The 22,894-nt window shown below is 71.7% G+C and carries 21 protein-coding genes and 1 other RNA gene; 5 read left to right on the forward strand and 17 right to left on the reverse strand.

The window, feature by feature from the left end:
- Window positions 1-232 precede the first annotated feature (232 nt).
- The 3 genes from AC3IYI_RS15215 to AC3IYI_RS15225 form a co-directional block, all read right to left on the reverse strand.
- The gene (locus AC3IYI_RS15215) at window positions 233-1,870 is read right to left on the reverse strand and encodes a beta-N-acetylhexosaminidase (RefSeq protein WP_489410688.1); all 1,638 of its coding nucleotides are present in this window, start codon (window positions 1,868-1,870) and stop codon (window positions 233-235) included.
- 159 nt (window positions 1,871-2,029) lie between these two features.
- Window positions 2,030-2,314, reverse strand: coding sequence for a DUF3039 domain-containing protein (locus tag AC3IYI_RS15220; RefSeq protein WP_112448118.1), 285 nt, complete (start codon window positions 2,312-2,314; stop codon window positions 2,030-2,032).
- Window positions 2,315-2,393: 79 nt separating this feature from the next.
- The gene (locus AC3IYI_RS15225) at window positions 2,394-2,954 is read right to left on the reverse strand and encodes a YqgE/AlgH family protein (protein WP_489410689.1); all 561 of its coding nucleotides are present in this window, start codon (window positions 2,952-2,954) and stop codon (window positions 2,394-2,396) included.
- A gap of 284 nt (window positions 2,955-3,238) precedes the next feature.
- On the opposite strand from AC3IYI_RS15225, the gene murA reads away from it, so the two are divergent.
- Window positions 3,239-4,582 (forward strand): UDP-N-acetylglucosamine 1-carboxyvinyltransferase, encoded by a 1,344-nt coding sequence (murA, locus tag AC3IYI_RS15230; protein ID WP_243337326.1) that lies wholly within the window; start codon window positions 3,239-3,241, stop codon window positions 4,580-4,582.
- A gap of 196 nt (window positions 4,583-4,778) precedes the next feature.
- On the opposite strand, the gene AC3IYI_RS15235 is transcribed toward murA, so the two are convergent.
- The 8 genes from AC3IYI_RS15235 to AC3IYI_RS15270 form a co-directional block, all read right to left on the reverse strand.
- On the reverse strand, window positions 4,779-5,060 hold the full coding sequence (locus tag AC3IYI_RS15235; RefSeq protein WP_007264399.1) for an HU family DNA-binding protein: 282 nt from the start codon (window positions 5,058-5,060) through the stop codon (window positions 4,779-4,781).
- A 331-nt stretch (window positions 5,061-5,391) separates the two neighbouring features.
- The gene (locus AC3IYI_RS15240) at window positions 5,392-6,816 is read right to left on the reverse strand and encodes an NAD-dependent malic enzyme (protein WP_489410690.1); all 1,425 of its coding nucleotides are present in this window, start codon (window positions 6,814-6,816) and stop codon (window positions 5,392-5,394) included.
- Between the two features lie 446 nt (window positions 6,817-7,262).
- Window positions 7,263-9,584 (reverse strand): HelD family protein, encoded by a 2,322-nt coding sequence (locus tag AC3IYI_RS15245; RefSeq protein WP_489410691.1) that lies wholly within the window; start codon window positions 9,582-9,584, stop codon window positions 7,263-7,265.
- Between the two features lie 128 nt (window positions 9,585-9,712).
- Window positions 9,713-10,282 (reverse strand): CGNR zinc finger domain-containing protein, encoded by a 570-nt coding sequence (locus tag AC3IYI_RS15250; RefSeq protein WP_489411538.1) that lies wholly within the window; start codon window positions 10,280-10,282, stop codon window positions 9,713-9,715.
- A gap of 138 nt (window positions 10,283-10,420) precedes the next feature.
- Window positions 10,421-10,963 carry a GNAT family N-acetyltransferase gene (locus AC3IYI_RS15255; RefSeq protein WP_489410692.1) on the reverse strand — a complete coding sequence of 181 codons (543 nt, stop codon included), beginning with the start codon at window positions 10,961-10,963 and terminating at the stop codon, window positions 10,421-10,423.
- A gap of 83 nt (window positions 10,964-11,046) precedes the next feature.
- Window positions 11,047-12,201, reverse strand: coding sequence for a uroporphyrinogen-III synthase (locus tag AC3IYI_RS15260; protein ID WP_489410693.1), 1,155 nt, complete (start codon window positions 12,199-12,201; stop codon window positions 11,047-11,049).
- A 168-nt stretch (window positions 12,202-12,369) separates the two neighbouring features.
- Window positions 12,370-13,740 (reverse strand): nitrate/nitrite transporter, encoded by a 1,371-nt coding sequence (locus AC3IYI_RS15265; protein ID WP_489410694.1) that lies wholly within the window; start codon window positions 13,738-13,740, stop codon window positions 12,370-12,372.
- Window positions 13,741-13,907: 167 nt separating this feature from the next.
- Complete coding sequence (locus tag AC3IYI_RS15270) at window positions 13,908-14,900, reverse strand: LysR family transcriptional regulator (RefSeq protein ID WP_489410695.1); 993 nt, start codon at window positions 14,898-14,900, stop codon at window positions 13,908-13,910.
- A 285-nt stretch (window positions 14,901-15,185) separates the two neighbouring features.
- Here AC3IYI_RS15270 and AC3IYI_RS15275 point away from each other — a divergent pair, with 285 nt between their 5' ends.
- The 3 genes from AC3IYI_RS15275 (at window position 15,186) to AC3IYI_RS15285 (ending at window position 17,152) form a co-directional block, all read left to right on the forward strand.
- Window positions 15,186-16,445 (forward strand): MFS transporter, encoded by a 1,260-nt coding sequence (locus AC3IYI_RS15275; RefSeq protein ID WP_489411539.1) that lies wholly within the window; start codon window positions 15,186-15,188, stop codon window positions 16,443-16,445.
- 99 nt (window positions 16,446-16,544) lie between these two features.
- Window positions 16,545-16,805, forward strand: coding sequence for a hypothetical protein (locus AC3IYI_RS15280; protein WP_489410696.1), 261 nt, complete (start codon window positions 16,545-16,547; stop codon window positions 16,803-16,805).
- Window positions 16,802-17,152: a type II toxin-antitoxin system PemK/MazF family toxin gene (locus AC3IYI_RS15285; protein WP_489410697.1), complete on the forward strand. Its 351-nt coding sequence runs from the start codon at window positions 16,802-16,804 to the stop codon at window positions 17,150-17,152. Before AC3IYI_RS15280 ends, AC3IYI_RS15285 begins: the two co-directional genes overlap by 4 nt.
- Before the next feature lie 73 nt (window positions 17,153-17,225).
- Here AC3IYI_RS15285 and ssrA read toward each other — a convergent pair.
- From ssrA to ftsE, 5 genes are all read right to left on the reverse strand, one after another.
- Window positions 17,226-17,614: a transfer-messenger RNA gene (gene ssrA / locus AC3IYI_RS15290) on the reverse strand.
- 127 nt (window positions 17,615-17,741) lie between these two features.
- Window positions 17,742-18,227, reverse strand: a complete 486-nt coding sequence (smpB, locus tag AC3IYI_RS15295; RefSeq protein WP_489410698.1) for an SsrA-binding protein SmpB — start codon at window positions 18,225-18,227, stop codon at window positions 17,742-17,744.
- Window positions 18,228-18,245: 18 nt separating this feature from the next.
- Window positions 18,246-19,472 carry a S41 family peptidase gene (locus AC3IYI_RS15300; RefSeq protein WP_489410699.1) on the reverse strand — a complete coding sequence of 409 codons (1,227 nt, stop codon included), beginning with the start codon at window positions 19,470-19,472 and terminating at the stop codon, window positions 18,246-18,248.
- Window positions 19,473-19,539: 67 nt separating this feature from the next.
- Window positions 19,540-20,463, reverse strand: coding sequence for a permease-like cell division protein FtsX (gene ftsX, locus AC3IYI_RS15305; protein WP_489410700.1), 924 nt, complete (start codon window positions 20,461-20,463; stop codon window positions 19,540-19,542).
- 17 nt (window positions 20,464-20,480) lie between these two features.
- Window positions 20,481-21,170 carry a cell division ATP-binding protein FtsE gene (ftsE, locus tag AC3IYI_RS15310; protein ID WP_243337359.1) on the reverse strand — a complete coding sequence of 230 codons (690 nt, stop codon included), beginning with the start codon at window positions 21,168-21,170 and terminating at the stop codon, window positions 20,481-20,483.
- A 225-nt stretch (window positions 21,171-21,395) separates the two neighbouring features.
- Here ftsE and AC3IYI_RS15315 point away from each other — a divergent pair, with 225 nt between their 5' ends.
- The gene (locus AC3IYI_RS15315; RefSeq protein ID WP_489410701.1) at window positions 21,396-21,590 is read left to right on the forward strand and encodes a hypothetical protein; all 195 of its coding nucleotides are present in this window, start codon (window positions 21,396-21,398) and stop codon (window positions 21,588-21,590) included.
- Window positions 21,591-21,713: 123 nt separating this feature from the next.
- On the opposite strand, the gene prfB is transcribed toward AC3IYI_RS15315, so the two are convergent.
- Window positions 21,714-22,823 (reverse strand): peptide chain release factor 2, encoded by a 1,110-nt coding sequence (prfB, locus tag AC3IYI_RS15320; protein ID WP_243337363.1) that lies wholly within the window; start codon window positions 22,821-22,823, stop codon window positions 21,714-21,716.
- Window positions 22,824-22,894 lie beyond the last annotated feature (71 nt).

Raw genomic sequence — 22,894 nt, forward strand, 5'->3', positions numbered from 1 at the left:
GCCCCCGCACCACCCGCGCGATCCCACGGCGACCCCGCCGTGATCCGGCCGCGACCCCGCTGCGATCCGGCCGTGACCGGGTCTCGCTCCGGCAACGCCGCGGCCTCGATCCCGCGCCGACGGCGCCGCGTTCCCGCCGGTGCGCCGCCGCTGCGCCGCCCCGGCGCCGACGCAGCGCCACCGCGGCACCCCCGCAGCGCCCCCGCCGGGGCTCATCCCCGCGGGGGGCTCGTCACACGTTCGGGGGCGCTCCCTCGATCGGGCGTCCGAGCACTCCGGGCCTGCGCTGCCAAGGCAACGGGCCGCCCGGCGGCCGGTACTCGACCCCGAGGGCGTCCAGGCGCCGGTAGTGCGCCGTCATCCGCGCCTCGAAGTCCGCGTAGTCCCGCTCCTCGGGCCGGGGCAGCCGGGACCAGACCACCTCGGCGAAGGCGGCGAGGCGCGGGAACACCTGGTAGTCGACGCGGCTCTGGTCCTCCATCACCTCGGTCCACACGTTGGCCTGCGCGCCCAGCACATGGGCGACGGCCTCGTCGGACAACTTCGGCGGTACCGGCTCGAACCGGTACACATCCTCCAATGTCCGTACGTACCCGATGGGCATCGGCTCGTCCTCGCCGCCCGCCTGACGGTGGTCCAGGTACACCTGCTGCTCGGGGCACATCACCACGTCGTGGCCGGCCTCGGCGGCGGCGATGCCGCCCGCGTAGCCGCGCCAGGAGGACACGGCCGCTCCCGGGGCCAGCCCGCCCTCCAGGATCTCGTCCCAGCCGATCAGCCGGCGGCCGCGCTCGGCGAGCCAGCCGTCGAAGTGCCGGATGAACCAGGACTGCAGACCGTCCTCGTCGTCGACCCCCAGCTCGCGGATCCGCTCCTGCGCGACCGCGGACGCCTTCCACTGCGCCTTGGGGCACTCGTCGCCGCCGATGTGCACGAAGGGCGAGACCTCGGCCGGGAACAGCTCCAGCAGCTCCTCGAAGACCCCCTCGTAGAACCGCAGGACGGCCTCGGTGGGCGCGAGGACGTTCTCGTTGATGCCCCAGTCGTCCCACACCCCGAGCGCGGCCGTGTCCACCACGTCCGTGTTCCCGAGCTCCGGGTACGCGGCGATCGCGGCCTGCGAGTGCCCCGGTACGTCGATCTCGGGCACCACCCGCACGTGCCGCTCGGCGGCGTAGGCGACGATCTCGCGGATGTCGTCCCGGGTGTAGAAGCCGCCGTGCGGGGTCTCGTTCCACAGCGGCGAGGACCGGTGGCCCCACCGGCTGCGGGCCCGCCAGACGCCGACCTCGGTGAGCTTCGGGTAGCGCTCGATCTGCACGCGCCAGCCCTGGTCGTCCGTCAGGTGCAGGTGCAGCACGTTGAGCTTGTGGGCGGCGAGCAGGTCGATGTACCGCAGCACCCCGTCCTTGGGCACGAAATGCCGGGCCACGTCGAGCATCAGCCCGCGCCAGCCGAAGCGCGGGCTGTCCGCGACCCCCGCGTACGGCAGGTTCCAAGCGCGCCCGGGCAGCGGCGCCTTGCGGTACGCGTCCGGCCCCATCAGCTGCCGCAGCGTCTGGAAGCCCCAGAACAACCCGGCCGCGCTCGCGCCGACCAGCTCGACTCCCGTGGCGTCAACGGTGATCCCGTACGACTCGGGCCCCAGCCGCTCCCCGTACTCCGCCTCCAGGCGCAGCCTGACGTCCGCGGTCGCGCCGGGCCCGGCGGCCGGCAGGCTCCAGCCGGTGGCCGCACCCAGTTCCCGGCGCAGCAGAAGCGCCACGCCCTCGGTGCCGGGTCCGGCCGCGAGGACAGGCTCGGGCCCGAACGAGTAACGGCGCCCGCCCTCGTCGAAGACGGCAACCTGGGGTACGGGGATCAGGTCCATGTGGCGGCAGTCCTTCGCGACAGATCGTTGCGCTCTGCGCAACACCTGTTCCGCAGAGCGCTCGTCGGGCCGACCCTAGCCCGCCCCGAAGGCACGGCAAAGGCCCCCGGGCGCATTTCAGCGCACCGAGGGCCTTGGTCCTGCTCGCAGCGGGCCGGACTACTTGTCCTTGCCGCCCTTGTCCTTGTCCCCGCCGGGGCCCATGGACTCGTAGATCTCCTTGCACATGGGGCAGACCGGGTACTTCTTCGGGTCCCGGCCCGGAACCCAGACCTTGCCGCAGAGCGCGACGACGGGGGTGCCCCCGAGCGCGCTCTCCATGATCTTGTCCTTCTGGACGTAGTGGGCGAAGCGCTCGTGGTCGCCGTCGCCGTGGGACACCTGCGGCGTCGGCTCTACGAGGGTCCCCGTACCAGTCCCGCGATCGGGCTCAAGAGTGCTCATGACTGCCAGGGTACCGAGTCCCTCGCGCGCGAGGGACTCCGCGGCGGCCGCCCCGGCCCCGGGCGCCCCGGCCCCGGGCTCAGTTCAGCGACGGGTCGTCCGCGTACGTGGCCACCATGGCCAGCTCGCTGCGCTGGCGCCGCAGCACCGCGCGCCAGAGCCGCTCGGGGTCCGGGAAGGAGACGTCGCCCGGCTCGGAGTCGACCACGTACCAGGCGCCCACGCCCAGTTCCTCCTCCAGCTGCCCCGGGCCCCAGCCCGAGTACCCGGCGAAGATGCGCAGGCCCCCCAGGGCCGCCGCGAGGAGTTCGGGCGGCGCCTCCAGGTCCACCAGGCCGATCGCCCCGTGCACCCGGCGCCAGCCCAGGGGGCCCTCCTCGCCCGGGATGACGGCCAGGCCCAGCGCGGAGTCCATCGCCACCGGGCCTCCCTGGAAGACGACTCCGGGGTCTTTGGCCAGTGGAGCCCAGGGCAGCAGGACGTCACCGACGCCCACCGGGGTGGGGCGGTTGAGGACGACGCCGAGCGAGCCCTGCTCGTCGTGGTCGAGCAGCAGCACCACCGCGCGGTCGAAATTCGGGTCCGCGAGGGCGGGGGTGGCCACGAGCAGCCGCCCTGTGAGGGAGGACACCTCGGTCATGGCCACATGATCTCGCACATTCGCCCGCGAGGGGGAGTGGGCGGCACGTCCGGACCGTACGCAGCTCAGGGCGCACGGCGGCAGTACGGGGCGCGCACGGGCCACCGGCCGGCCCCCGGCCGGAACCCAGCCGGAAGGAGACGCTCCGCCACCTGGCGGGCACCCAGGGTGTTGTACCGAATTCATGACAGTCCTATGGCCCCGTGAGCCTTACGAACAGGGGGGTCATGCCCCTTACCCTTTTCACTGGCCCCCTGCCCACCCCTCTCCGGAACGCGAGATTCATGACCGGCATCAGTGACGATGTACTGCTTGTCCACGGCGGAACCCCGCTCGAGGGCGAGATCCGTGTCCGCGGCGCGAAGAACCTCGTACCCAAGGCGATGGTCGCGGCCCTGCTCGGCAGTGAGCCCAGCCGGCTGCGCAACGTTCCCGACATCCGGGACGTCCGGGTCGTGCGCGGGCTGCTCCAGCTGCACGGGGTGACCGTCCGCCCCGGTGACGAACCGGGCGAGCTGGTGCTCGACCCCTCGCACGTCGAGAGCGCGAACGTCGCCGACATCGACGCGCACGCGGGCTCCTCGCGGATCCCGATCCTGTTCTGCGGCCCGCTGCTGCACCGCCTCGGCCACGCCTTCATCCCGGGCCTGGGCGGCTGCGACATCGGCGGCCGGCCGATCGACTTCCACTTCGAGGTGCTCCGCCAGTTCGGCGCGACCATCGAGAAGCGCGAGGGCGGTCAGTACCTGGAGGCCCCGCAGCGCCTTCGCGGCTGCAAGATCCGCCTGCCCTACCCGTCGGTCGGCTCGACCGAGCAGGTGCTGCTGACGGCCGTCCTGGCCGAGGGCGTCACCGAGCTCAGCAACGCCGCCGTCGAACCGGAGATCGAGGACCTCATCTGCGTACTGCAGAAGATGGGCGCCATCATCTCCATGGACACCGACCGGACCATCCGGATCACCGGTGTCGACCGCCTCGGCGGCTACAACCACAAGGCGCTCCCGGACCGGCTGGAGGCCGCCTCCTGGGCGTCCGCGGCGCTGGCCACCGGCGGCAACATCTACGTGCGCGGCGCGCAGCAGCGTTCGATGATGACCTTCCTGAACACTTTCCGCCGGGTCGGCGGGGCGTTCGAGATCGACGACGACGGCATCCGCTTCTGGCACCCGGGCGGCCCGCTCAACGCCATCGCGCTGGAGACGGACGTCCACCCCGGTTTCCAGACCGACTGGCAGCAGCCGCTGGTCGTGGCGCTGACCCAGGCCACGGGCCTGTCGATCGTCCACGAGACGGTCTACGAATCCCGTCTGGGATTCACCTCCGCGCTCAACCAGATGGGTGCGCACATCCAGCTCTACCGGGAGTGCCTGGGCGGCAGCGCCTGCCGCTTCGGGCAGCGCAACTTCCTGCACTCGGCCGTCGTCTCGGGGCCCACCAAGCTCCAGGGCGCCGACCTGGTCATCCCCGACCTGCGCGGCGGGTTCTCGTACCTCATCGCGGCGCTCGCCGCCGAGGGCACCTCGCGGGTGCACGGCATCGACCTGATCAACCGGGGCTACGAGAACTTCATGGAGAAGCTCGTGGAACTGGGCGCCAAGGTCGAACTCCCCGGCGGCGACCTCGTCTGACCGAGAGATCCACCCAGACCGTCCCAGAACGCCCCCACAGGCCCCGTACAGGGCCTGTGGGGGCGTTCTGGCTCCCGGAGCCACCGGGGCGTCGGGAACGCCGAGAGGCGGCCACCCGGTGCCGGGTGGCCGCCTCTGGCGTACTACGTACTACTGCCGTCCCGGGGGCCGGTGCGGCCCTCGGCACAAGGGCGGACTACTTGCCCTTGGCGGCTTCCTTGAGCTTGGAGCCCGCGGAGACCTTCACGCTGTAGCCGGCCGGGATCTGGATGGGGTCGCCGGTCTGCGGGTTGCGCGCGGTGCGAGCGGCACGGTGGGTGCGCTCGAAGGTCAGGAAGCCGGGGATGGTGACCTTCTCGTCGCCCTTGGCGACAATCTCGCCGACGGTCTCGGCGAGCGCGGCCAGAACGGCGTCGGCGTCCTTGCGGGTCACCTCGGCGCGCTCGGACAGAGCGGCCACCAGCTCACTGCGGTTCATGTTGTACTCCCGTGTTCAACGTGCCTTAGAGGCGTGAGATCGAAGCCGATGCTGCCAGGGCCCTAGGACAGTCCCCGGACCCGGGTCTGACGTCAGACCCTCTCGCCCGGTTACGCATCCTGCCCCCACCACCGGCGGGAAAGCCAATCCGGCACCCGCCGGGGTCACACGAAAAGCGCCACAGTCACGCCGCGGTGACGCTCCGTCCGCACCGGAAGGCGTCCGGATGGTGTCCGGAATGCTTTCCGCAGGCGCGGACCGCGGGCCACGCGGGCATCCCCGCAACCCTATGGGCGGCCCGGGGGGCCCGCATCCCGCGACGCGCCGGGGATCAGGCGGAGGTGGGCGGCGTCACAGCCGCGGAGGCCGCCTTGCGGACGGCTCCGGCGACCGCGCCCGCGACCTTGTCGTTGAAGACCGACGGGATGATGTAGTTCGCGTTCAGCTCGTCCTCGCCGACCACGTCGGCCAGGGCGCTCGCGGCGGCCAGCATCATGTCGGTGTTCACCGTGCGCGACTGGGCGTCCAGCAGGCCGCGGAAGACGCCCGGGAAGACCAGCACGTTGTTGATCTGGTTCGGGAAGTCGGAACGGCCGGTGGCCACGACGGCGGCGGTCTGGCGGGCGATCGCCGGGTCCACCTCGGGGTCCGGGTTCGCGAGCGCGAACACGATCGCGCCTTCCGCCATGGCGGCCACGTCCTCGCCGCTGAGGACGTTGGGGGCCGAGACGCCGATGAACACGTCGGCGCCGACCACGGCCTCCTTCAGGGTGCCCGTGTAGCCCTCGGGGTTGGTGTTGTCGGCGATCCAGCGCAGCGGGGAGTCCGCGGCCGCGTCGACGAGGTCGGGGCGGTCCGCGTGCACCACACCGTGGATGTCGGCGCTGACGGCGTTCTTGACGCCGGCGGCGAGGAGCAGCTTGAGGATGGCGGTACCGGCGGCGCCGGCGCCCGACATGACCACCTTGACGTCGCCAACGGCCTTGCCCACCACGCGCAGTGCGTTGGTGAGGGCGGCGAGGACCACGATGGCGGTGCCGTGCTGGTCGTCGTGGAAGACGGGGATGTCGAGGGCCTCGCGCAGCCGGGCTTCGATCTCGAAGCAGCGCGGCGCGGAGATGTCCTCCAGGTTGATGCCCGCGAAGCCCGGGGCGATCGCCTTGACGACGGCGACGATCTCGTCGGGATCCTGGGTGTCCAGGCAGATCGGCCAGGCGTCGATGCCGGCGAAGCGCTTGAAGAGGGCGGCCTTGCCCTCCATGACGGGCAGCGCGGCCATCGGGCCGATGTTGCCGAGGCCCAGCACGGCGCTTCCGTCCGTCACGACTGCGACGGAGTTGCGCTTGATGGTCAGACGGCGGGCGTCCTCGGGGTTCTCGGCGATCGCCATGCACACCCGGGCCACGCCCGGGGTGTAGATCATCGAGAGGTCGTCGCGGTTGCGGATGGGGTGCTTGGACGCCATCTCGATCTTGCCGCCGAGGTGCATCAGGAAGGTGCGGTCGGAGACCTTGCCGAGGCTGACGCCCTCGATCCCGCGGAGCTTCTCGACGATCTCGTCCGCGTGTGCCGTGGACGTCGCGGCGATGGTGACGTCGATACGGAGCTTCTCGTGACCGGATGCGGTCACGTCGAGGCCGGTGACCGAGCCACCGGAGGACTCCACGGCGGTGGTGAGCTGGGAGACCGCGGTACCGCTCGCGGGCACTTCCAGGCGGACCGTCATCGAGTACGAGACGCTGGGCGCCGTTGCCATGGCCGTGTTCCTCTTCTGTCCCTGGTTCTTGTACACACAGGGCCCCGCGCTGCGCCGCCGAGAACATGGCAGGACTGGCAGGACCTGTTGTCCGATCGTCCCACCTACCAGCCAGTACAAGGTAACCAGCTACAAATTTCGGAAGAACTCTTCCACCATACGAGATAAGTGGTGCCTGGGGAATGGGTGGCCCCTACAAAAAAGGTCCGCGCCCTCCACTGGGTGGAGGGCGCGGACCTGGTGCTTCATACGTCTATGACACCGACCCGCCATGCTCGCCTCGCGGCAAGTGGTCGCTCTAGGCGACTAAGGTTGGGCCCGGGGGCTTGGATCGAGTCGGTGCCGTAACCCAGGCTAACAAAGGTTCGCCGGAAGTGATCCCCCCACCGGTGACCGGTTGCGGGGACCACACCCTTGGCCGCCGACCAACCGGCCCTATGACGCTCCTAGGGCTGGAGCAGCGCCGCGACCCCCTCGGCGTCCGGGGCGTCCCGGTCGGTGGAGATCACCGTCAGCTGCTGCGTCGCACGGGTCAGGGCCACGTAGAGCACCCGCAGACCGGCCGGGGACTCGTCCGCGATCTCCGCCGGGGAGACGACCACCGTGGCGTCGTACTCCAGGCCCTTCGCCTCCAGGCTGCCCAGCGCGACCGCCCGCTCCCCCAGGTCCGCGAGCCAGCCCGCGGCCTCCGCCCGCCGGTCCATGGCCACGACCACGCCGACCGTGCCGTCCACCTGCTCCAGCAGCCGCCGGGTCTCCTCCACGACCGTGGAGCGCAGATCGCCGGCCACCGCCGTGAAGCGCGGCCGCAGGCCCGTGGAGCGCACGGCCGTCGGCGGCTCCGTGCCCGGCGCCGCCAGCTTCAGCACCCGCGAGGCGACCTCGGCGACCTCGGCCGGGTTGCGGTAGTTCACCGTCAGGGTGAACTTGCGCCGCGGCCGCGTCCCCAGCGCCTCGTCGCGCGCGGCGGCCGCCTCCTCGGGATCGGTCCACGAGGACTGCGCCGGGTCTCCGACCACCGTCCACGTGCCGCCCCGGCCGCGGCGGCCGACCATCCGCCACTGCATCGGCGTCAGGTCCTGCGCCTCGTCGACGATGACGTGCGCGTACTCGGTGCGCTCCGCCGCGAGCCGCTCGGCCCGCTCCCACTGGGTCTCCTCGCGGGTGGGCATCAGCTCCTCCAGCCCGCTCAGCTGGTCCAGCGGGCCGTGCTCCCGCTTCCGCTTGGGCCGCGCGGGCGCGCCCACCAGCTGCTGGAGCTCGTCCAGCAGCGCCACGTCGTGCACCGACAGGGCGCCCTTGCCGTCCGGGCCCACCCGGCGCAGGGAGCGCGCCACCTGACGGGTCTCGCGCGGGTTCAGGTCCCGGCGCGACCAGCGCGACAGGCGCCGCTCGTCCGCCATGGAGGCCAGCACCCCGCGCGGGGTCAGCTCGGGCCACCAGGCGTTCAGGAAGTCGATGAAGGCGTCCTCCGTCGAGATGTCCTCGTCGAAGGCGGAGCGCAGCTCGGCGGCGAGCTCCGGGTCGCTGTGCCGGCCCGCCCCGCCGGACTTGGAGTACAGCGCGTCCAGCAGGAGCTTGCGGGCGCGCGGGCGCAGCAGGTTGACCGGGGCCGTGCCGGACAGGACGTTCTGCCGGATCCGGTCGAGGTCGGGGGCCTCCAGCTCCTGGCGGCGCCCGAAGGCCACCACGCGCAGCCGGTCGGGGGCGGGGGCCCCGCCGGGGCCGCCGAACTCCAGGGCTCCCCGTACGGCCTTGCGCAGCACCTTCAGCATCCGGGACGAGCCCTTGATGCGTGCGGTGGACGGGTCGTCGTACGTGGTCGCCTCCGCGCCGTCGACGAGCGAGCCGAGCGCCCGGATGGCGACCTGTCCCTCCTCGCCGAGGGAGGGTAGTACGCCCTCGGTGTAGGCGACCAGGAGCGGGGTCGGGGAGACGATCAGGATGCCGCCGGAGTAGCGCCGGCGGTCCTGGTAGAGCAGGTAGGCGGCGCGGTGCAGGGCGACGGCGGTCTTGCCGGTGCCCGGCCCGCCCGCGACCTCGGCGACCGAGGCGGCGGGCGCCCGGATGACGAGGTCCTGCTCGGCCTGGATGGAGGAGACGATGTCGCGCATCGAGTGGGTGCGGGCCCGCCCGAGGGCGGCCATCAGCGCGCCGTCGCCGATGACGGGCAGCTCGTTCCCGTCGAGGAAGGCGGTCACCTCGGGGCGCATCAGGTCGTCCTCGACGCCGAGCACCTTGCGGCCCTTGGAGCGGATGACCCGGCGGCGCACGACGCGGCCGGGCTCCTTGGGGGTGGAGCGGTAGAACGGCGCCGCCGCGGGGGCGCGCCAGTCGATGACGAGCGGCGCGTAGTCGGAGTCGAGGACCCCGATGCGGCCGATGTGGAGCGTCTCGGCGATATCGGCCGTGAGGTCGGTACGGATCGCGTCGTCGGCGGGTTCGACGGAGGTGAAGGCGCCGTCGGGGCCCCGCTCCCCGTCCTTGCCGAGGACCAGGTCGACGCGGCCGAACAGGAAGTCCTCGAACTCGTTGTTGAGACGGTTGAGGTGGATCCCGGCACGGAACACCTGCGCGTCCCGTTCCGCGAGGGCGCCGGGCGTGCCGACCTGGCCACGCTTGGCGGCGTCGTTCATCAGGAACTCCGCCTCGTGGATCTTCTCCTCAAGGCGTCGGTACACGTGATCGAGATGCGTCTGCTCGACCGCGATCTCCCGATCGCGGACGGAATCCGCCGTGCTGTCGACAGCGGCATTCTGCGCGGCCACCAAGGCCCCTTTCTGACGTGCATGGGCAGCCGTCAACCGTACGCCAAGGGGCCCGTCCGCGCACGCCCCTTCCGGGACGGCTCGCGGATCAGGACGAAGATCACGCCCGGCGGGCGCCGCGGGCGGGGTCAGCCGGGGCGGGATTCCAGGACGCGCCGCCGGTGGCGGGCCACGCGCTCGCGGTTGCCGCAGAGCTCGCTGGAGCACCAGCGGCGGCGGTGTCCGCGCGAGGTGTCGAGGTAGACGCGGGCGCAGCCGTCGCCCTCGCAGGCCCGCAGCAGCTCCCGTTCGCCGGGGTCGGTGAGCAGTTCGACTGCGTCCCGGGCCACGGCGGCGAGCAGTCCGGCGCATTCGACGCCGCCGCACAACTCCCGCACGAGGTGCCCTTCTTGGTCCTGCACTGCACACAGTCCCGGGGGTGGACCGGCGGCCGCCGCGTTGACCCGTGCCAGCGCGGCCGCGGGCGGTGCGGCTCCGGCGAGCTCGGCCCGTACGAGGCTCTCGACGTCGGCGCGCAGCACCCGGAAGGCCCGCACCCAGTCGTCCCCGACGCGGCTGAGCGGCGTCCGGTCGGGCACCAGCCCGGCTCCGGTGAGCCACAGCCGCAGCCCGTCCCCGTCCCGGATGCCCTCGGTCTTCGCGAGAGGCGCAAAAGTAGCCACCAGGTCCAGGCAGACCCGCCCGGAGTCGAACCACATACCCGTCACCGCCTCCCTGTCGGGGCGTGCCCCCAGAGTGCCCGTCCCGCGGGCCGGCGGCTAGGGCCTGTCGCCACATTCCCATCGTCGCCCGCGGGGCAGACGGGAAGGTGGCGACAGGCCCTAGAGGCCGGGCGGCTAGAAGGCGGGCGGGTCGTCGCCCAGCAGCCGCTGGAAGAGGCGGTGGTCCTGCCAGTCCCCGCCGACGTGCAGGTAGCGGGGCGCGAGCCCGTACTGCTCGAAGCCCACCTTCGCGAGCACCCGCTGCGAGGCCAGGTTCTCGACCCGGGTCCCCGCCTCGACCCGGTGCAGCCCGACCTCGTCGCGGGCGATCCGGCAGATCTCCTCCACCGCGGCGGTGGCCACCCCCCGGCCGGCCCAGGCCTGGTCCACCCAGTAGCCGATGCCGCCGCTGCGCAGCGGCCCGAGCATGATGGAGCCCAGGTTGATCGCCCCGATCGGCGCCCCGTCCCCGATCAGTACGTACGGCCGCACCCGCCCTGCGTCCCGGTCGGCGAGCAGCGTCCCGATGCGCTCCAGCTGCCCGGCCTCGGTGTAGAAGCGCGCAGCCCGCAGGGGCTCGTAGGGGGCCATGTACGCCCGGTTCCGGTCCAGCACCTCGGCGAGCCCGGCGGCGTCCGCCTCCCGGATCTCCCTCATCTCCACACCGTCAATGATCATCCGGGAACGCTAACGGACGGACCCGGCCCCGGCCAGACCAGTGCCCCGCCGGCTTCCGGCCCGGTCCGGCCGCAAGGGGGGTGTCAGGCGTCCGCGTACTTCGTGTCCGCGGCCATGTCCAGGGACAGCCGGTAGCCGCGCTTGACGACGGTCTGGATGAGGTTCGGGACGCCCAGGGCCACGCGCAGGCGGGCCATCGCCGTTTCCACCGCGTGCTCGTCGCGGCCCGCGCCGGGCAGGACGCGCAGGAGTTCGGAGCGGGCCACGACCCAGCCCGGGCGCCGGGACAGGGCCTTGAGCAGGGCCATGCCGGCGGGCGGGACGGGGCGCAGCTCGGCGTCGACGAGGACCGCGTGGCCGCGCAGCTCCAGCCGGTGTCCGGCCACCGGGAACACGCGGGCCCGGCCGGGGAGCTCCTGGCACAGGAGCTGCACGAGGGGTCCGAGCCGGAAGCGCTCGGGCTGCACCGTGGACACCCCTTCCGCCTGCAGGGGCAGGGCCGTCACCGGCCCCACGCACGCGGAGAGGACCGACCCGCCGGTCAGTGCCGCGAGCACGGGTTCCCGTACGCCCCGCTCCGCGGCCCGCGTCAGCAGGGAGGCCGCCGCCGGCGCGGAGGTGAAGCTCACCGCGTCCACTCCGCCCGCGGCCACCGCGTCGAGCAGCCGGTCCAGCGGCCCGAGGTCCTCCGGCGCCATCCACCGGTAGACGGGTACGCCGACCACCTCGGCCCCGCCCGCCCGCAGGGCCTCGATGAACCCGGGCAGCGGTTCCCCGTGCAGCTGGAGGGCGATGCGCCGGCCGGCCACCCCGGCCGAGAGCAGCCGGTCCAGTACCTCGGCGAGCGATTCGGAGCGCGGGGACCAGGTCTCCACGAGCCCGGCGGCCCGGATCGCACCCTTGACCTTGGGTCCGCGCGCCAGCAGTTCGGTCTCCCGAAGCCGCCCGAGCAGTTCCTCGCCGAGCCCCCACCCGTCGGCGGCCTCGATCCAGCCGCGGAAGCCGATGGCGGTGGTCGCCACCACCACGTCGGGCGCGCAGCCGATCAGTTCCTTCGTGGCGGACAGCAGTTCGGCGTCGTCGGCGAGCGGCACGATCCGCAGGGCGGGCGCGTGCAGCACGGTGGCCCCGCGGCGGCGCAGCAGGGCGATGAGCTCGTCGGCCCGCCGGGCGGCGGTGACCCCGACGGTGAATCCGGCGAGCGGGCCGGCCGGCGGACCGGGGTGGGTGTCGTGCATGGTGACCTGCCTCGCGCAGTGGTCGGGTCCGGTGTCGGGGTCCGATATCGGGGTCCGGTGTCGCGGTCACACGCAGTCGTGACGGTCGCGTGAACCGAGCCTGCCCTGGGGGCGTATCAGGCTCGGTTCACGCGTATTTCGGTGCCGTTAACCGGCGTGTGCTCGTCGTTACACCGAGGTGAGCTGCGGCTTCGCCTCCGCACCGGCCGTAGGGATCATCACCTGGGCGGGCCGGCGAAGGTATACCGCCCAGGTGACGGCGCAGCACACCGCGTAGAAGCCGAGGAAGGTCACGAAGGCCGCCGTGCCCGAGCCGGAGCTCAAGAACGCCTCCCGGAACACCAGGTTGATGCCGAGCCCGCCGAGCGCGCCGACCGCGCCGATGAGTCCCATGGAGGCGCCGGACAGCCGCCGACCGTACGCGGCCGCGTCCTCGCCGCTCATCCCGCGGGCCAGCGCCTTCGCCTGGAAGATGCCGGGGATCATCTTGTAGGTGGAGCCGTTGCCGAGCCCGCTGAGGACGAACAGCCCCACGAAGCCGACCAGGAACACCGGCAGGGATTCCCGTACGGAGGCCAGGATCACCACTCCGGTCGCCGCCGCCATCGCCACGAAGGTGCCCAGGGTGATCCACGCGCCGCCGAAGCGGTCCGCGAGGGCCCCGCCGACCGGCCGGATCAGCGAGCCGAGCAGCGGTCCGATGAAGGTGAGCGAGGCCGCCTGGAGCGGGGTGCGGCCGAACTGCGTCTGGAGCACCAGCCCGAAGGCGAAGCTGTAGCCGATGAAGGAGCCGAAGGTGCCGATGTACAGGAACGCCATGATCCAGGTGTGCCCGTCGCGGGCCGCGTCGCGGACGGCTCCGGTGTCGTTGCGCACGGGCGCCAGGTTGTCCATCCGCACCGCGGCGAGCACCGCCGCGATCACGATCAGCGGGACGTAGGCGCCGAGCAGCAGCCGCGGGTGGCCGGCCCCGGCCGTACCGATGACCAGCAGGGCGGCGAGCTGGACGACGGGGACGCCGATGTTGCCGCCGCCCGCGTTGAGGCCGAGCGCCCAGCCCTTCTTGCGCAGCGGGAAGAAGGCGTTGATGTTCGTCATCGACGAGGCGAAGTTCCCGCCGCCGACCCCGGTCAGCGCGGCCACCAGCAGGAACGTGTTGTACGAGGTCCCGGGCTCCATCACCAGCCAGGCGGCGACCGTCGGCGCGAGCAGCAGCAGGGCGCTGACGACCGTCCAGTTGCGGCCGCCGAAGCGGGCCACGGCGAAGGTGTAGGGCACGCGGACCAGGGCGCCCACGCAGGTGGCGGTGGCGATGAGGAAGAACTTCCCGGCGGGGTCGATCCCGTACTGCGGGCCCATGAAGAGCACCATCACGGACCACAGGGACCAGATCGAGAACCCGATGTGCTCGGAGAGCACCGAGTAGATCAGGTTGCGGCGGGCGGTCTTCTCACCCGTTTCCCGCCAGAAGGTCTCGTCCTCGGGATCCCACCGCTCGATCCAGCGGCCACCCTTGCGCGGTGCGGTCGTACTGGTCATCACACGCCTCCACAGCTGCTGCGATCACGTCGCGCTCGTCGCGCTCGTCGGCCTTGCCGCGCTCGTCGGCCTGGTCGGGCTCGCCGCGTCTCGTCCGTGGTGACGACCGTAGGAAGGGCTCGTTTCAGCCCCGGTCCCCGCCGGATGACCGGCGGGAAACCTTGCACTCACCCGCCGCCCACGTCCGGTGTGAGCGCAGTCGGTGTGAGCGCAGTCGGTGTGAGCGCGGGCAGCCAACTGTCCGGGGGCACCTCCAGCCAGCCGCGCCCCGCCCCGAGCTCCGCGGCGGCGCGGCGCAGGGCGTCGAGCCCGGGATGGCTCATTCCCTTCCGCCACACCATCGAGAGCGGCGACAGCGGCACCGGGGCGGTCAGCGGCCGTTTGACGCAGCCGGGCATGTCGACGAAGCCCACGGTGGCCAGGACCGGACGGCCCGTCTTGACCATGACCCGGCGGAACTCCTCCTTGCCCACCGCCACCGGCGCGGGCGGCGCGGGCTCGATGCCCCGCCCGGCGAACAGCTCGCGCGCCAGCCCGGTCCACTCCACGGTCCGCGGGTTCCCGGCCCCGGTGTACACCGTCTCGCCGCGCAGCGCGTCCAGCGGTACGGCGTCCAGCGCGGCCAGCGCGTGCCCCTCGGGCAGCAGCACCGCGAGCGGCTCGTACCGTACGGGCAACCGCGCGAGGCGGGCCCGCAGGGCCGGGTCGAGGCCGTCGGCGTACCCGAAGGAGACGTCGAGGCGGCCCGCGGCGATCTCGGCGGCGGCGTGGGTGAGCCCGGACTCGAAGCGGGCCATCAGCTCGCAGTCGGGGGCGAGTTCGCGAGCCCGGTCCAGGACGCTGCGGGCGGTGCCGGGGCCGTCGGTGTTGAGGTCGACGAGCAGCGGCCGGGGCCCCGCGAACACCCCGGCCAGCTCCTCGTGCGCCCGCAGCACGCCCCGGGCCAGGGGCAGCAGCCGCTCCCCGTCCGGGGTCAGCTCCACGGCGCGGGTGGTACGGACGAAGAGGGCCGCACCCAATATCTGTTCGAGCCGGCGCACGTCACGGCTGAGGGCCTGCTGGGCCACGTAGAGCCGGGCGGCGGCACGGGTGAAGTGCAGTTCCTCGGCGACGGCGAGGAAGGCGCGCAGCAGGCGGGGTTCCACGTCTCGGGGCGTCACCTGCGGAGACTAACAACACGGAGCGGTGAATCACCCCCGAACAGGTGTTGGACCGCCGACGGCCCCCGGCCCGAGCCTTGACCCATGCCCACCACCCCGCCGTCCGCCGGCCCGGTCGCCGCCACCCCGTCCGCCGGCCCGGCCGCCGCCACCCCGTCCGCCGGCCCGGCCGTCGCCGCCCCGCCGTCTGCCGTTCCGTCCGCCGTCCCCGTCGCGGGCACCCCGTCGTCTGCCCGGTCCGGCGGCGGCGCGCGCCGCGCCGCGCCCGCCGCGCGCGGCCCGCTCATGGCCGTCTCCGGCGCCACACTGGTGCTCGCCGCCGCCCCGGCGCGGCAGGAGCACCCGGCCCGCGCGGCGCAGCCGACCCGCGCGCCGGGCCCGTACCGCCGGCTCTTCGCGCTCCCCGGCACCCGCGGGTTCACCGCCGGGAACCTCATCGCCCGGCTCCCCATGGGCATGTTCGGAGTCAGCGCCGTCATGATGATCGCCGGGCAGCGCGGCTCCTACGCCCTCGCCGGCGCGATCGTGGCGGTGGGCCTGGCCGCCACCGCCCTCGTGGCGCCCTGGACGGCCCGGCTGGTCGACCGGCACGGGCAGGCCCGGGTCGCCGTGCCCGCCGCCCTGATCGCGGTCCTCGGCTCGCTCTCCCTGATCGCGTGCGTCCGTACCGGGGCCCCCGCGTGGACCCTCTTCGCCTCCTACGCCGCCACCGCGACCACCCCCAACATCGGCGGCATGTCCCGCGCCCGCTGGACCCACCTGCTGCGGGACGACCCGGCCTCCCGGCACACCGCGATGTCCTTCGAGCAGGCCGCGGACGAACTGGCGTACATGCTCGGGCCGGTGGCCGCCGCCTTCCTGTGCACCGCCGCCTTCCCGGAGGCGGGCACGCTCACCGGGGCCGTACTGCTCCTCACCGGGATGCTGGTCTTCACGGCCCACCGCGCCACCGAGCCCCCGTCGGCGCCCGCGGTCCGGGGGCCGTCCCCGCTCCGCGCCCTGGGAGGGATGCTGCCGCTCTTCCTCGCCCTCGGCGCGATGTTCGGCTCCATGGAGATCACTTCCATCGCCCACCTCGGCGCCCACGGCCTCGGCGCGCTGTCGGGCCCGGTCCTCGCCCTCCAGGCGGCCGGCTCCTTCGCGGCCGGCCTGCTCTACGGCACCCTGCGCCCGCGCACGCTCCCGGCCTGCCTCGGCGTCCTGGCCGCCGCCATGGCACTGCCCTGGGCGGCGGCCGCCACCGGCTCCCTGCTCCCGCTGGCCCTGGCCCTGCTGCTGGCCGGCATGGCCACGGCCCCGGTCATGGTCACCGCGATGTCCCGGGTCCACGCGATGACCCCGCCGGGCCGCCTCAACGAGGGCATGACCCTCGCCGTCACCGCCCTCTTCGCAGGCATCGCGGCGGGCTCGGCGACGGCCGGCTCCGCGATCGACCACTGGGGCACGACGGCCCCGTACGCCCTCCCGGCGGCGGCGGCGCTGCTGGCCCTGCTCCTGAGCACGACAGCAACGGTACGAGCTTGGGGCACGAGCTCGGCACGATAGGCCGTACCGTCAGCGACCGTCTGGGCGAGGGCGGGCGGATCCCAACAAGGGACCCTTGACGGGATACCTTTAGGGATACCTCCCAGGTATGCTGCGCGTATGGCCACAGCGATCACCACCATGAAAGTCCCCGTAGACCTCCGCGACAGGATCAGCGAGGTGGCAGCCGAAATAGGCGGGACGATGGCTTCCGCCCTGGAACGCCTCCTCGACGACCACCGCCGCCAGCGCATCCTCGACCAGTACACCCGCCTCCAGGCCGACCCGGACACATGGTCGGACTACATGGCCGAGTTGGGCGAGTGGGACGGTCTCGCAGGCGACGGCCTCTCCGGCGACTCCTGGGAGGCCGGCAAGTGAGTCGTCTCGCACGTCCCTGGCAGGTCTGGTTCGCCGATCTCTCCCCCGTAATCGGCAGCGAACAGGCAGGCCGCCGCCCGGTCCTCGTCGTCGCCTCCCCCACTCACGCGGCCTTCCCGATCCCCATGACGATCATCGTGCCGCTCACCACCAAGACCCGGGGCCTGGACCACCACGTACCCATCAACTCACCCGAATCCGGTCTCGACCGGCCGAGCTGGGCCCGCACCGACGACATCCGCTCCATCTCCGAGCAACGACTCGTCGGCCGCACCCCCGTCGGCATCGTCAGCGACAAGGAACGCAACGAGGTCCGCCTCTACTTGCGACTCATGCTCGACCTCTGAATCCCCGACATGAGAAAGACCCCCCGCCCTGGCGATGTGCTCGCAGGTCAGAGGGTCTTTGCTCAACATGGGGTTGTGGAGATGGCGGGAATCGAACCCGCGTCCAACGGTGCAGAAGTAGGGCTTCTCCGAGCGCATTCCGCTGCGCTTTTCTCAGCCCCGGAGATCACACGGACAAGTCTCCGACGGGCTCAGTCACTGTTTGATTTCCCTCTATCCCCCGTGACCGGAGTTAGAGGTTTAGATCCCTAATTGACGCCAGGATCCGGACCGGGACCACTTCCGGGCTGACGCTCCTCACAGAGGCTTCAGCTCACTGTTATTAGGCAGCGAGGGTGAAGCGGGAGTTATCGCTCTTGGAGTTGGCGATTATTGTTTGCGACATATGGTTAACGAGATCATTGCCGCTTTCTCGGCTCGCTTCCCCTACATCGACATCCGCTGTCGAAACCGATCATCCCCATGTTTCACGCTGTTCAGTTATGAGATCCAGCCGGCGCTCTCCATGCGTCCTGCTCGACCGGCGCCACCCGCAAGCGTGTGGTGCTGACGCCATGGTACGCGAAGTGGACCACGGTGTGCCAGGAGGTTAAAGCTGGCCGCGCTCCTTGCGCTTCACGGCCGAGATCACCCGGTTCGTCTCGCGCGTGTCCTGCTTCTCGCGCAGCGACTGCCGCTTGTCGTACTCCTTCTTGCCCTTCGCCAGCGCGATCTCGATCTTCGCCCGGCCGTCCTTGAAGTACAGGGCGAGCGGCACGATCGTGTTGCCCGTCTCCCCCGTCTTCGAGTCCAGCTTGTCGATCTCCTCGCGGTGCAGGAGGAGCTTGCGCTTGCGCCGCGCACTGTGGTTCGTCCAGGTGCCCTGGCTGTACTCCGGCACGTGCACGTTGTAGAGCCAGGCCTCGCCGCTCTCAATCGACACGAAGCCGTCCACCAGCGAGGCACGGCCCTGACGCAGGGACTTGACCTCGGTACCCGTGAGCACGAGGCCGCACTCGTAGGTGTCGATGATCGTGTAGTCGTGCCGCGCCTTCTTGTTCTGGGCGATCAGCTTGCGCCCTGTTTCCTTAGCCATAGTGCGGTCATTTTCGCACTACGGACCCACCCCGATGCCACTCAATACCGTGCGGGCCCGTTCCTCGACCCGGTCCGCCGCCGCCAGGTCCGGTGTGATGCCCGCGCCGTCCAGGCTGCGGCCCGCCGGAGTGCGGTACGTACCCACCGTCAGCTCCGCCACCGATCCGTCCGGCAGCTCCGTGGGCATCTGCACCGAGCCCTTGCCGAAGGTGCGGGTGCCGACCGCCACCGCGCGGCCGCGGTCCTGGAGGGCGCCGGTGACCAGCTCGGCCGCGCTCATCGTGCCGCCGTCGATCAGCGCCACCAGCGGCCGGGCCGTATCGCCGCCCGGGGTCGCGTAGAGGGCGCGCTGCGCTCCGCGTACGTCGTACGTCGCCACCAGCCCGCCGTCCAGGAAGGCGGAGGCGGCCGTCACCGCCTCGGTGACCAGGCCGCCGGTGTTGCCGCGCAGGTCGAGCATGACCCCGCCGCCGGGCGGAGCGGCGCGGACCGCGGAGCGGACCCGGTCGCCGGAACCCCGGGTGAAGGAGGCGACCTTGATCACCGTGATCCCGCCGGGCAGCTCGCGTACCGTCACCGGCTCGCTGCGCAGCTGCTCGCGCCGCACGGTCTGCGTGAGGTCGGCCCCGCCGCGGGTCACCTTCAGGACCACGGGGGTGCCGGCCTCGCCGCGCAGCAGGGCCACCACCTCGGCGACCCTGAGCCCGGTCACGCCCTGCCCGTCGACGCTGAGCAGCCGGTCCCCGGCGCGCATCCCGGCCCGCGCCGCGGGGCTGCCGGGCTGGACCCGGTCGATCTCGATGCGGCCGTCGCGCAGCCGCCCGGCCCACAGGCCGACGCCCGTCCAGTGGCCGTCCAGGTCGTCGGCGAAGGCCTCGTACTCGCCCTGGTCGTACACCGAGGCCCAGCGGTCCCCGCTGCGGCTGACGACGTCCTGGGCCGCCGACTTGCCGGACTTGCCCTCGGCGACGGCCTCGGCGGCCGCACGGGCCACCGCGTCCCGGTCGGCGGTGCCCGCCTCGCGGTGCGGCGGCGCCGATGCCCGCGGCCCGGGGACGGCCCCGGGTGCGGAGGGCTCCGTACGCGCCACCAGGGCGGCGGCGTCCGCGGATCGCCCGGGGCCGGAGTGGTCCCAGCTCCCGGTGCACGCGCCGACGCCCACGGCGGCGAGGAAGGCCAGCGTCAAAACGGCCCCGCGACGGACGTCGCGGGGCCGGAGACAGAGGGCGGGCAGTCCCGGCATGGCGCCGAGTCTAGGACAAGGCCCGCGGCGGCACGGGTGGTTGGCCGTACCGCTCGCGGGGCGCTCGTCACACCTTCAGGTACTTGCGCAACGCGATGAAGGCGGCGAGCGAGGGCATCAGTACGCCGATGACCAGGACCAGCGGCAGCTTGGTCAGGACCGAGTCCCAGCCGATGAAGTTGATGAGCTCCATCTTCTCGCGCAGCGCGGCGCCGTGGTCGATCACGAAGTACTGGCCCGCGCCGAGCATCCCGCAGGCGAGCAGTGCGCCGATCAGGCCGGCGAAGGCCGCCTCCATGATGAACGGCACCTGGATGTAGAAGCTGGAGGCGCCCACCAGGCGCATGATCCCGGTTTCCCGCCGACGGCTGAAGGCCGAGACGCGCACCGTGTTGACGATCAGCAGCAGGGCCACGATCAGCATGATCAGCATGATGCCGAGGGCGGCCCAGTTGAGGTAGCCGAGGAGTTTGAAGAGGTTGTCCGTCACACTGCGCTGGTCCTCGACGGACTGGACGCCGTCACGGCCGGAGAAGGAGGTCGTGATGACCTTGTACTTCTCGGGCTGCTTCAGCTTCACCCGGAAGGACTCCTGCATCTGGTCCGGGGTGATGGAGGCCGCCAGGGCGGTCTTGCCGAACTGCTCCTGATAGTGCTTGAAGGCCTCGTCGGAGGATTCGTAGGTGACGCCCTTGACGAGGTCCATGCCCTTGAGCTCGGTCTCCAGGGCCTGCTTCTGCTCCGGGGTCACCGCTCCCTTGGAGCAGGCGGACCCTCCCTCGGCCTCCGCGTCGTTCTTGTTGCAGAGGTAGATGGAGACGTTGGCCTTGTCGTACCAGTACCCCTTCATCTTGCTCACCTGGTCGCGCATGAGCAGGGAACCGCCGAACAGGGCCAGCGACAGGGACACGGAGATGATGACCGCGAAGGTCATGGTCAGATTGCGGCGGAGACCGACCCCGATCTCCGACATGACGAACTGGGCGCGCATCGCGTCTCAGGAGCCTTTCAGTGCTGGTAGCCGTAGACGCCGCGCGACTGGTCGCGGACGAGACGGCCCTGCTCGAGTTCGATGACGCGCTTGCGCATCTGGTCGACGATCTGCTGGTCGTGGGTCGCCATGATCACGGTGGTGCCGGTCCGGTTGATCCGGTCCAGCAGCTTCATGATGCCGACGGAGGTCTGGGGGTCCAGGTTGCCGGTGGGCTCGTCCGCGATCAGCAGCGCCGGCCGGTTGACGAAGGCACGGGCGATGGCCACGCGCTGCTGCTCACCGCCCGAGAGCTCGCCGGGCATCCGGTCCTCTTTGCCGCCGAGGCCGACGAGTTCCAGTACCTGGGGAACGGCCTTCTTGATCTCGCCGCGCGGTCTGCCGATGACCTCCTGGGCGAAGGCCACGTTGTCGGCCACCGACTTGTTGGGCAGCAGGCGGAAGTCCTGGAAGACGGTCCCCAGCTGGCGCCGCATCTGCGGGACCTTCCAGTTGGAGAGCTTGGCGAGGTCCTTGCCCAGGACGTGCACCTGGCCGTGGCTCGCCCGCTCCTCGCGCAGGATGAGCCGCATGAAGGTGGACTTGCCGGAGCCGGAGGAGCCGACCAGGAAGACGAACTCGCCCTTCGCGATGTCCAGGGAGACATCTCTGAGTGCGGGGCGGCTCTGCTTCGGGTAGGACTTGGAGACGTTGTCGAATCGGATCACGGGTGCACCACGGTCGCCGGGAGTAGGTGTGCGTGACCATACGCGAACAGGCGCGAGGTGTGGACCCGGCGTCCGGAGTTGCCCGATATATCCCCTGGTCCGAGAGGTGCGCGACCGCGATTGCCCGGAGGGGCCGCGCCGAATGTCATCGAAGCTGGCACAGTGGGAGGGGGAACGGACCGGTTCCCGCGACCGTTGTAACCGAGGGGACGAAAGGAGGAGCGCATGACATATGACCGGCTCGTGTGCGCGAACTGCGCCGGACCCGTCAGCCAGGGCCGCTGCCGAGTGTGCCGGGCGAACCGGGGGCGCCTCCAGCAGGAGGACCCCTTCTCCGGCGGTTTCAACCCGGCGGCGCTCATCGCGCTGCTGGTGATCCTGGTGGCCGCGCTGGCACTGGTGGCTCAGCAGACGGCGTAGTTCCTCAGCCGCCACGTCCCGATCAGGCGACAGAAGCACATACGGAAGGGCCCGGACACCTTGACGGCGTCCGGGCCCTTCCGACTGCTCTGACCAGCGTTTTCCTACGTACCCGCTGCGTGCCTAGGCGGTCTGCTCCTGCTGCTTGCGCCAGCGGATCCCGGCCTCCAGGAAGCCGTCGATCTCACCGTCGAGCACCGCCTGCGGGTTGCCGACCTCGAACTCCGTCCGCAGGTCCTTGACCATCTGGTACGGGTGCAGGACGTAGGAGCGCATCTGGTTGCCCCAGGAGCTTCCGCCGTCCTTGAGGGCGTCCATCTTGTCCTTCTCCTCCTGGCGGCGCCGCTCGAGCAGCTTGGCCTGGAGGACGTTCATCGCGCTGGCCTTGTTCTGGATCTGCGAGCGCTCGTTCTGGCAGGAGACCACGATGCCGGTCGGCAGGTGCGTGATGCGCACCGCGGAGTCGGTCGTGTTGACGCCCTGGCCGCCGGGGCCGGAGGCGCGGTACACGTCGACGCGCAGCTCGCCCTCGTCGATCTCGACGTGGTCGCTGGACTCGACGACCGGCAGCACCTCGACGCCCGCGAAGGAGGTCTGGCGGCGGCCCTGGTTGTCGAAGGGCGAGATTCGGACAAGGCGGTGCGTGCCCTGCTCGACGGAGAGCGTGCCGTAGGCGTACGGAGCCTTGACCACGAAGGTGGTCGACTTGATGCCGGCCTCTTCCGCGTACGAGGTCTCGTAGATCTCCGTCGGGTAGCCGTGGCGCTCGGCCCAGCGCAGGTACATCCGCTGGAGGCGCTCGGCGAAGTCGGAGGCGTCCACGCCGCCGGCCTCGGCACGGATGTTGACCAGCGCCTCGCGCTCGGCGTACTCGCCGGAGAGCAGGGTGCGGACCTCCATCTCGTCCAGCGCCTTGCGCACGGAGACCAGCTCGATCTCCGCCTCGGCGAGGGTGTCCGCGTCGTCCATCTCCTGGGCGAGGTCGAACAGCACCGCGAGGTCGTCGATGCGCCCGCGCAGGTTCTCGGTCTTACGGACCTCCGCCTGGAGGTGCGAAAGCTTGCTCGTGATCTTCTGGGCGGCCTCCGGGTCGTCCCACAGGGACGGCGCGGCGGCCTGCTCCTCGAGCACGGCGATATCTGCCCTCAGCTTGTCGAGGTCCAGGACGGCCTCGATCGACCCCATGGTCGAGGAGAGGGACTTCAGCTCTTCGGAAACATCGACGACTGCCACGGGTCCAGCGTAGCCGGTCCCCGGGGGGCGCTCTCCGGCCAGGCCGAATCACCCGTACTAATGGCGGGTCG

The sequence above is a fragment of the Streptomyces sp. GL_148 genome, from assembly GCF_057834205.1.

What these genes read in the sequence shown, in the direction of transcription:
- AC3IYI_RS15235 (WP_007264399.1), bottom strand. Translation starts at nt 5,060, where the DNA reads ATGAACCGCAGTGAGCTGGTGGCCGCTCTGTCCGAGCGCGCCGAGGTG.
- AC3IYI_RS15300 (WP_489410699.1), bottom strand. Translation starts at nt 19,472, where the DNA reads ATGCCGGGACTGCCCGCCCTCTGTCTCCGGCCCCGCGACGTCCGTCGC.
- AC3IYI_RS15225 (WP_489410689.1), bottom strand. Translation starts at nt 2,954, where the DNA reads ATGACCGAGGTGTCCTCCCTCACAGGGCGGCTGCTCGTGGCCACCCCC.
- AC3IYI_RS15255 (WP_489410692.1), bottom strand. Translation starts at nt 10,963, where the DNA reads ATGATCATTGACGGTGTGGAGATGAGGGAGATCCGGGAGGCGGACGCC.
- murA (WP_243337326.1), top strand. Translation starts at nt 3,239, where the DNA reads ATGACCGGCATCAGTGACGATGTACTGCTTGTCCACGGCGGAACCCCG.
- AC3IYI_RS15260 (WP_489410693.1), bottom strand. Translation starts at nt 12,201, where the DNA reads ATGCACGACACCCACCCCGGTCCGCCGGCCGGCCCGCTCGCCGGATTC.
- smpB (WP_489410698.1), bottom strand. Translation starts at nt 18,227, where the DNA reads ATGGCTAAGGAAACAGGGCGCAAGCTGATCGCCCAGAACAAGAAGGCG.
- AC3IYI_RS15215 (WP_489410688.1), bottom strand. Translation starts at nt 1,870, where the DNA reads ATGGACCTGATCCCCGTACCCCAGGTTGCCGTCTTCGACGAGGGCGGG.
- AC3IYI_RS15265 (WP_489410694.1), bottom strand. Translation starts at nt 13,740, where the DNA reads ATGACCAGTACGACCGCACCGCGCAAGGGTGGCCGCTGGATCGAGCGG.
- AC3IYI_RS15280 (WP_489410696.1), top strand. Translation starts at nt 16,545, where the DNA reads ATGGCCACAGCGATCACCACCATGAAAGTCCCCGTAGACCTCCGCGAC.
- ftsX (WP_489410700.1), bottom strand. Translation starts at nt 20,463, where the DNA reads ATGCGCGCCCAGTTCGTCATGTCGGAGATCGGGGTCGGTCTCCGCCGC.
- AC3IYI_RS15315 (WP_489410701.1), top strand. Translation starts at nt 21,396, where the DNA reads ATGACATATGACCGGCTCGTGTGCGCGAACTGCGCCGGACCCGTCAGC.
- AC3IYI_RS15250 (WP_489411538.1), bottom strand. Translation starts at nt 10,282, where the DNA reads ATGTGGTTCGACTCCGGGCGGGTCTGCCTGGACCTGGTGGCTACTTTT.
- AC3IYI_RS15240 (WP_489410690.1), bottom strand. Translation starts at nt 6,816, where the DNA reads ATGGCAACGGCGCCCAGCGTCTCGTACTCGATGACGGTCCGCCTGGAA.
- AC3IYI_RS15275 (WP_489411539.1), top strand. Translation starts at nt 15,186, where the DNA reads ATGGCCGTCTCCGGCGCCACACTGGTGCTCGCCGCCGCCCCGGCGCGG.
- AC3IYI_RS15220 (WP_112448118.1), bottom strand. Translation starts at nt 2,314, where the DNA reads ATGAGCACTCTTGAGCCCGATCGCGGGACTGGTACGGGGACCCTCGTA.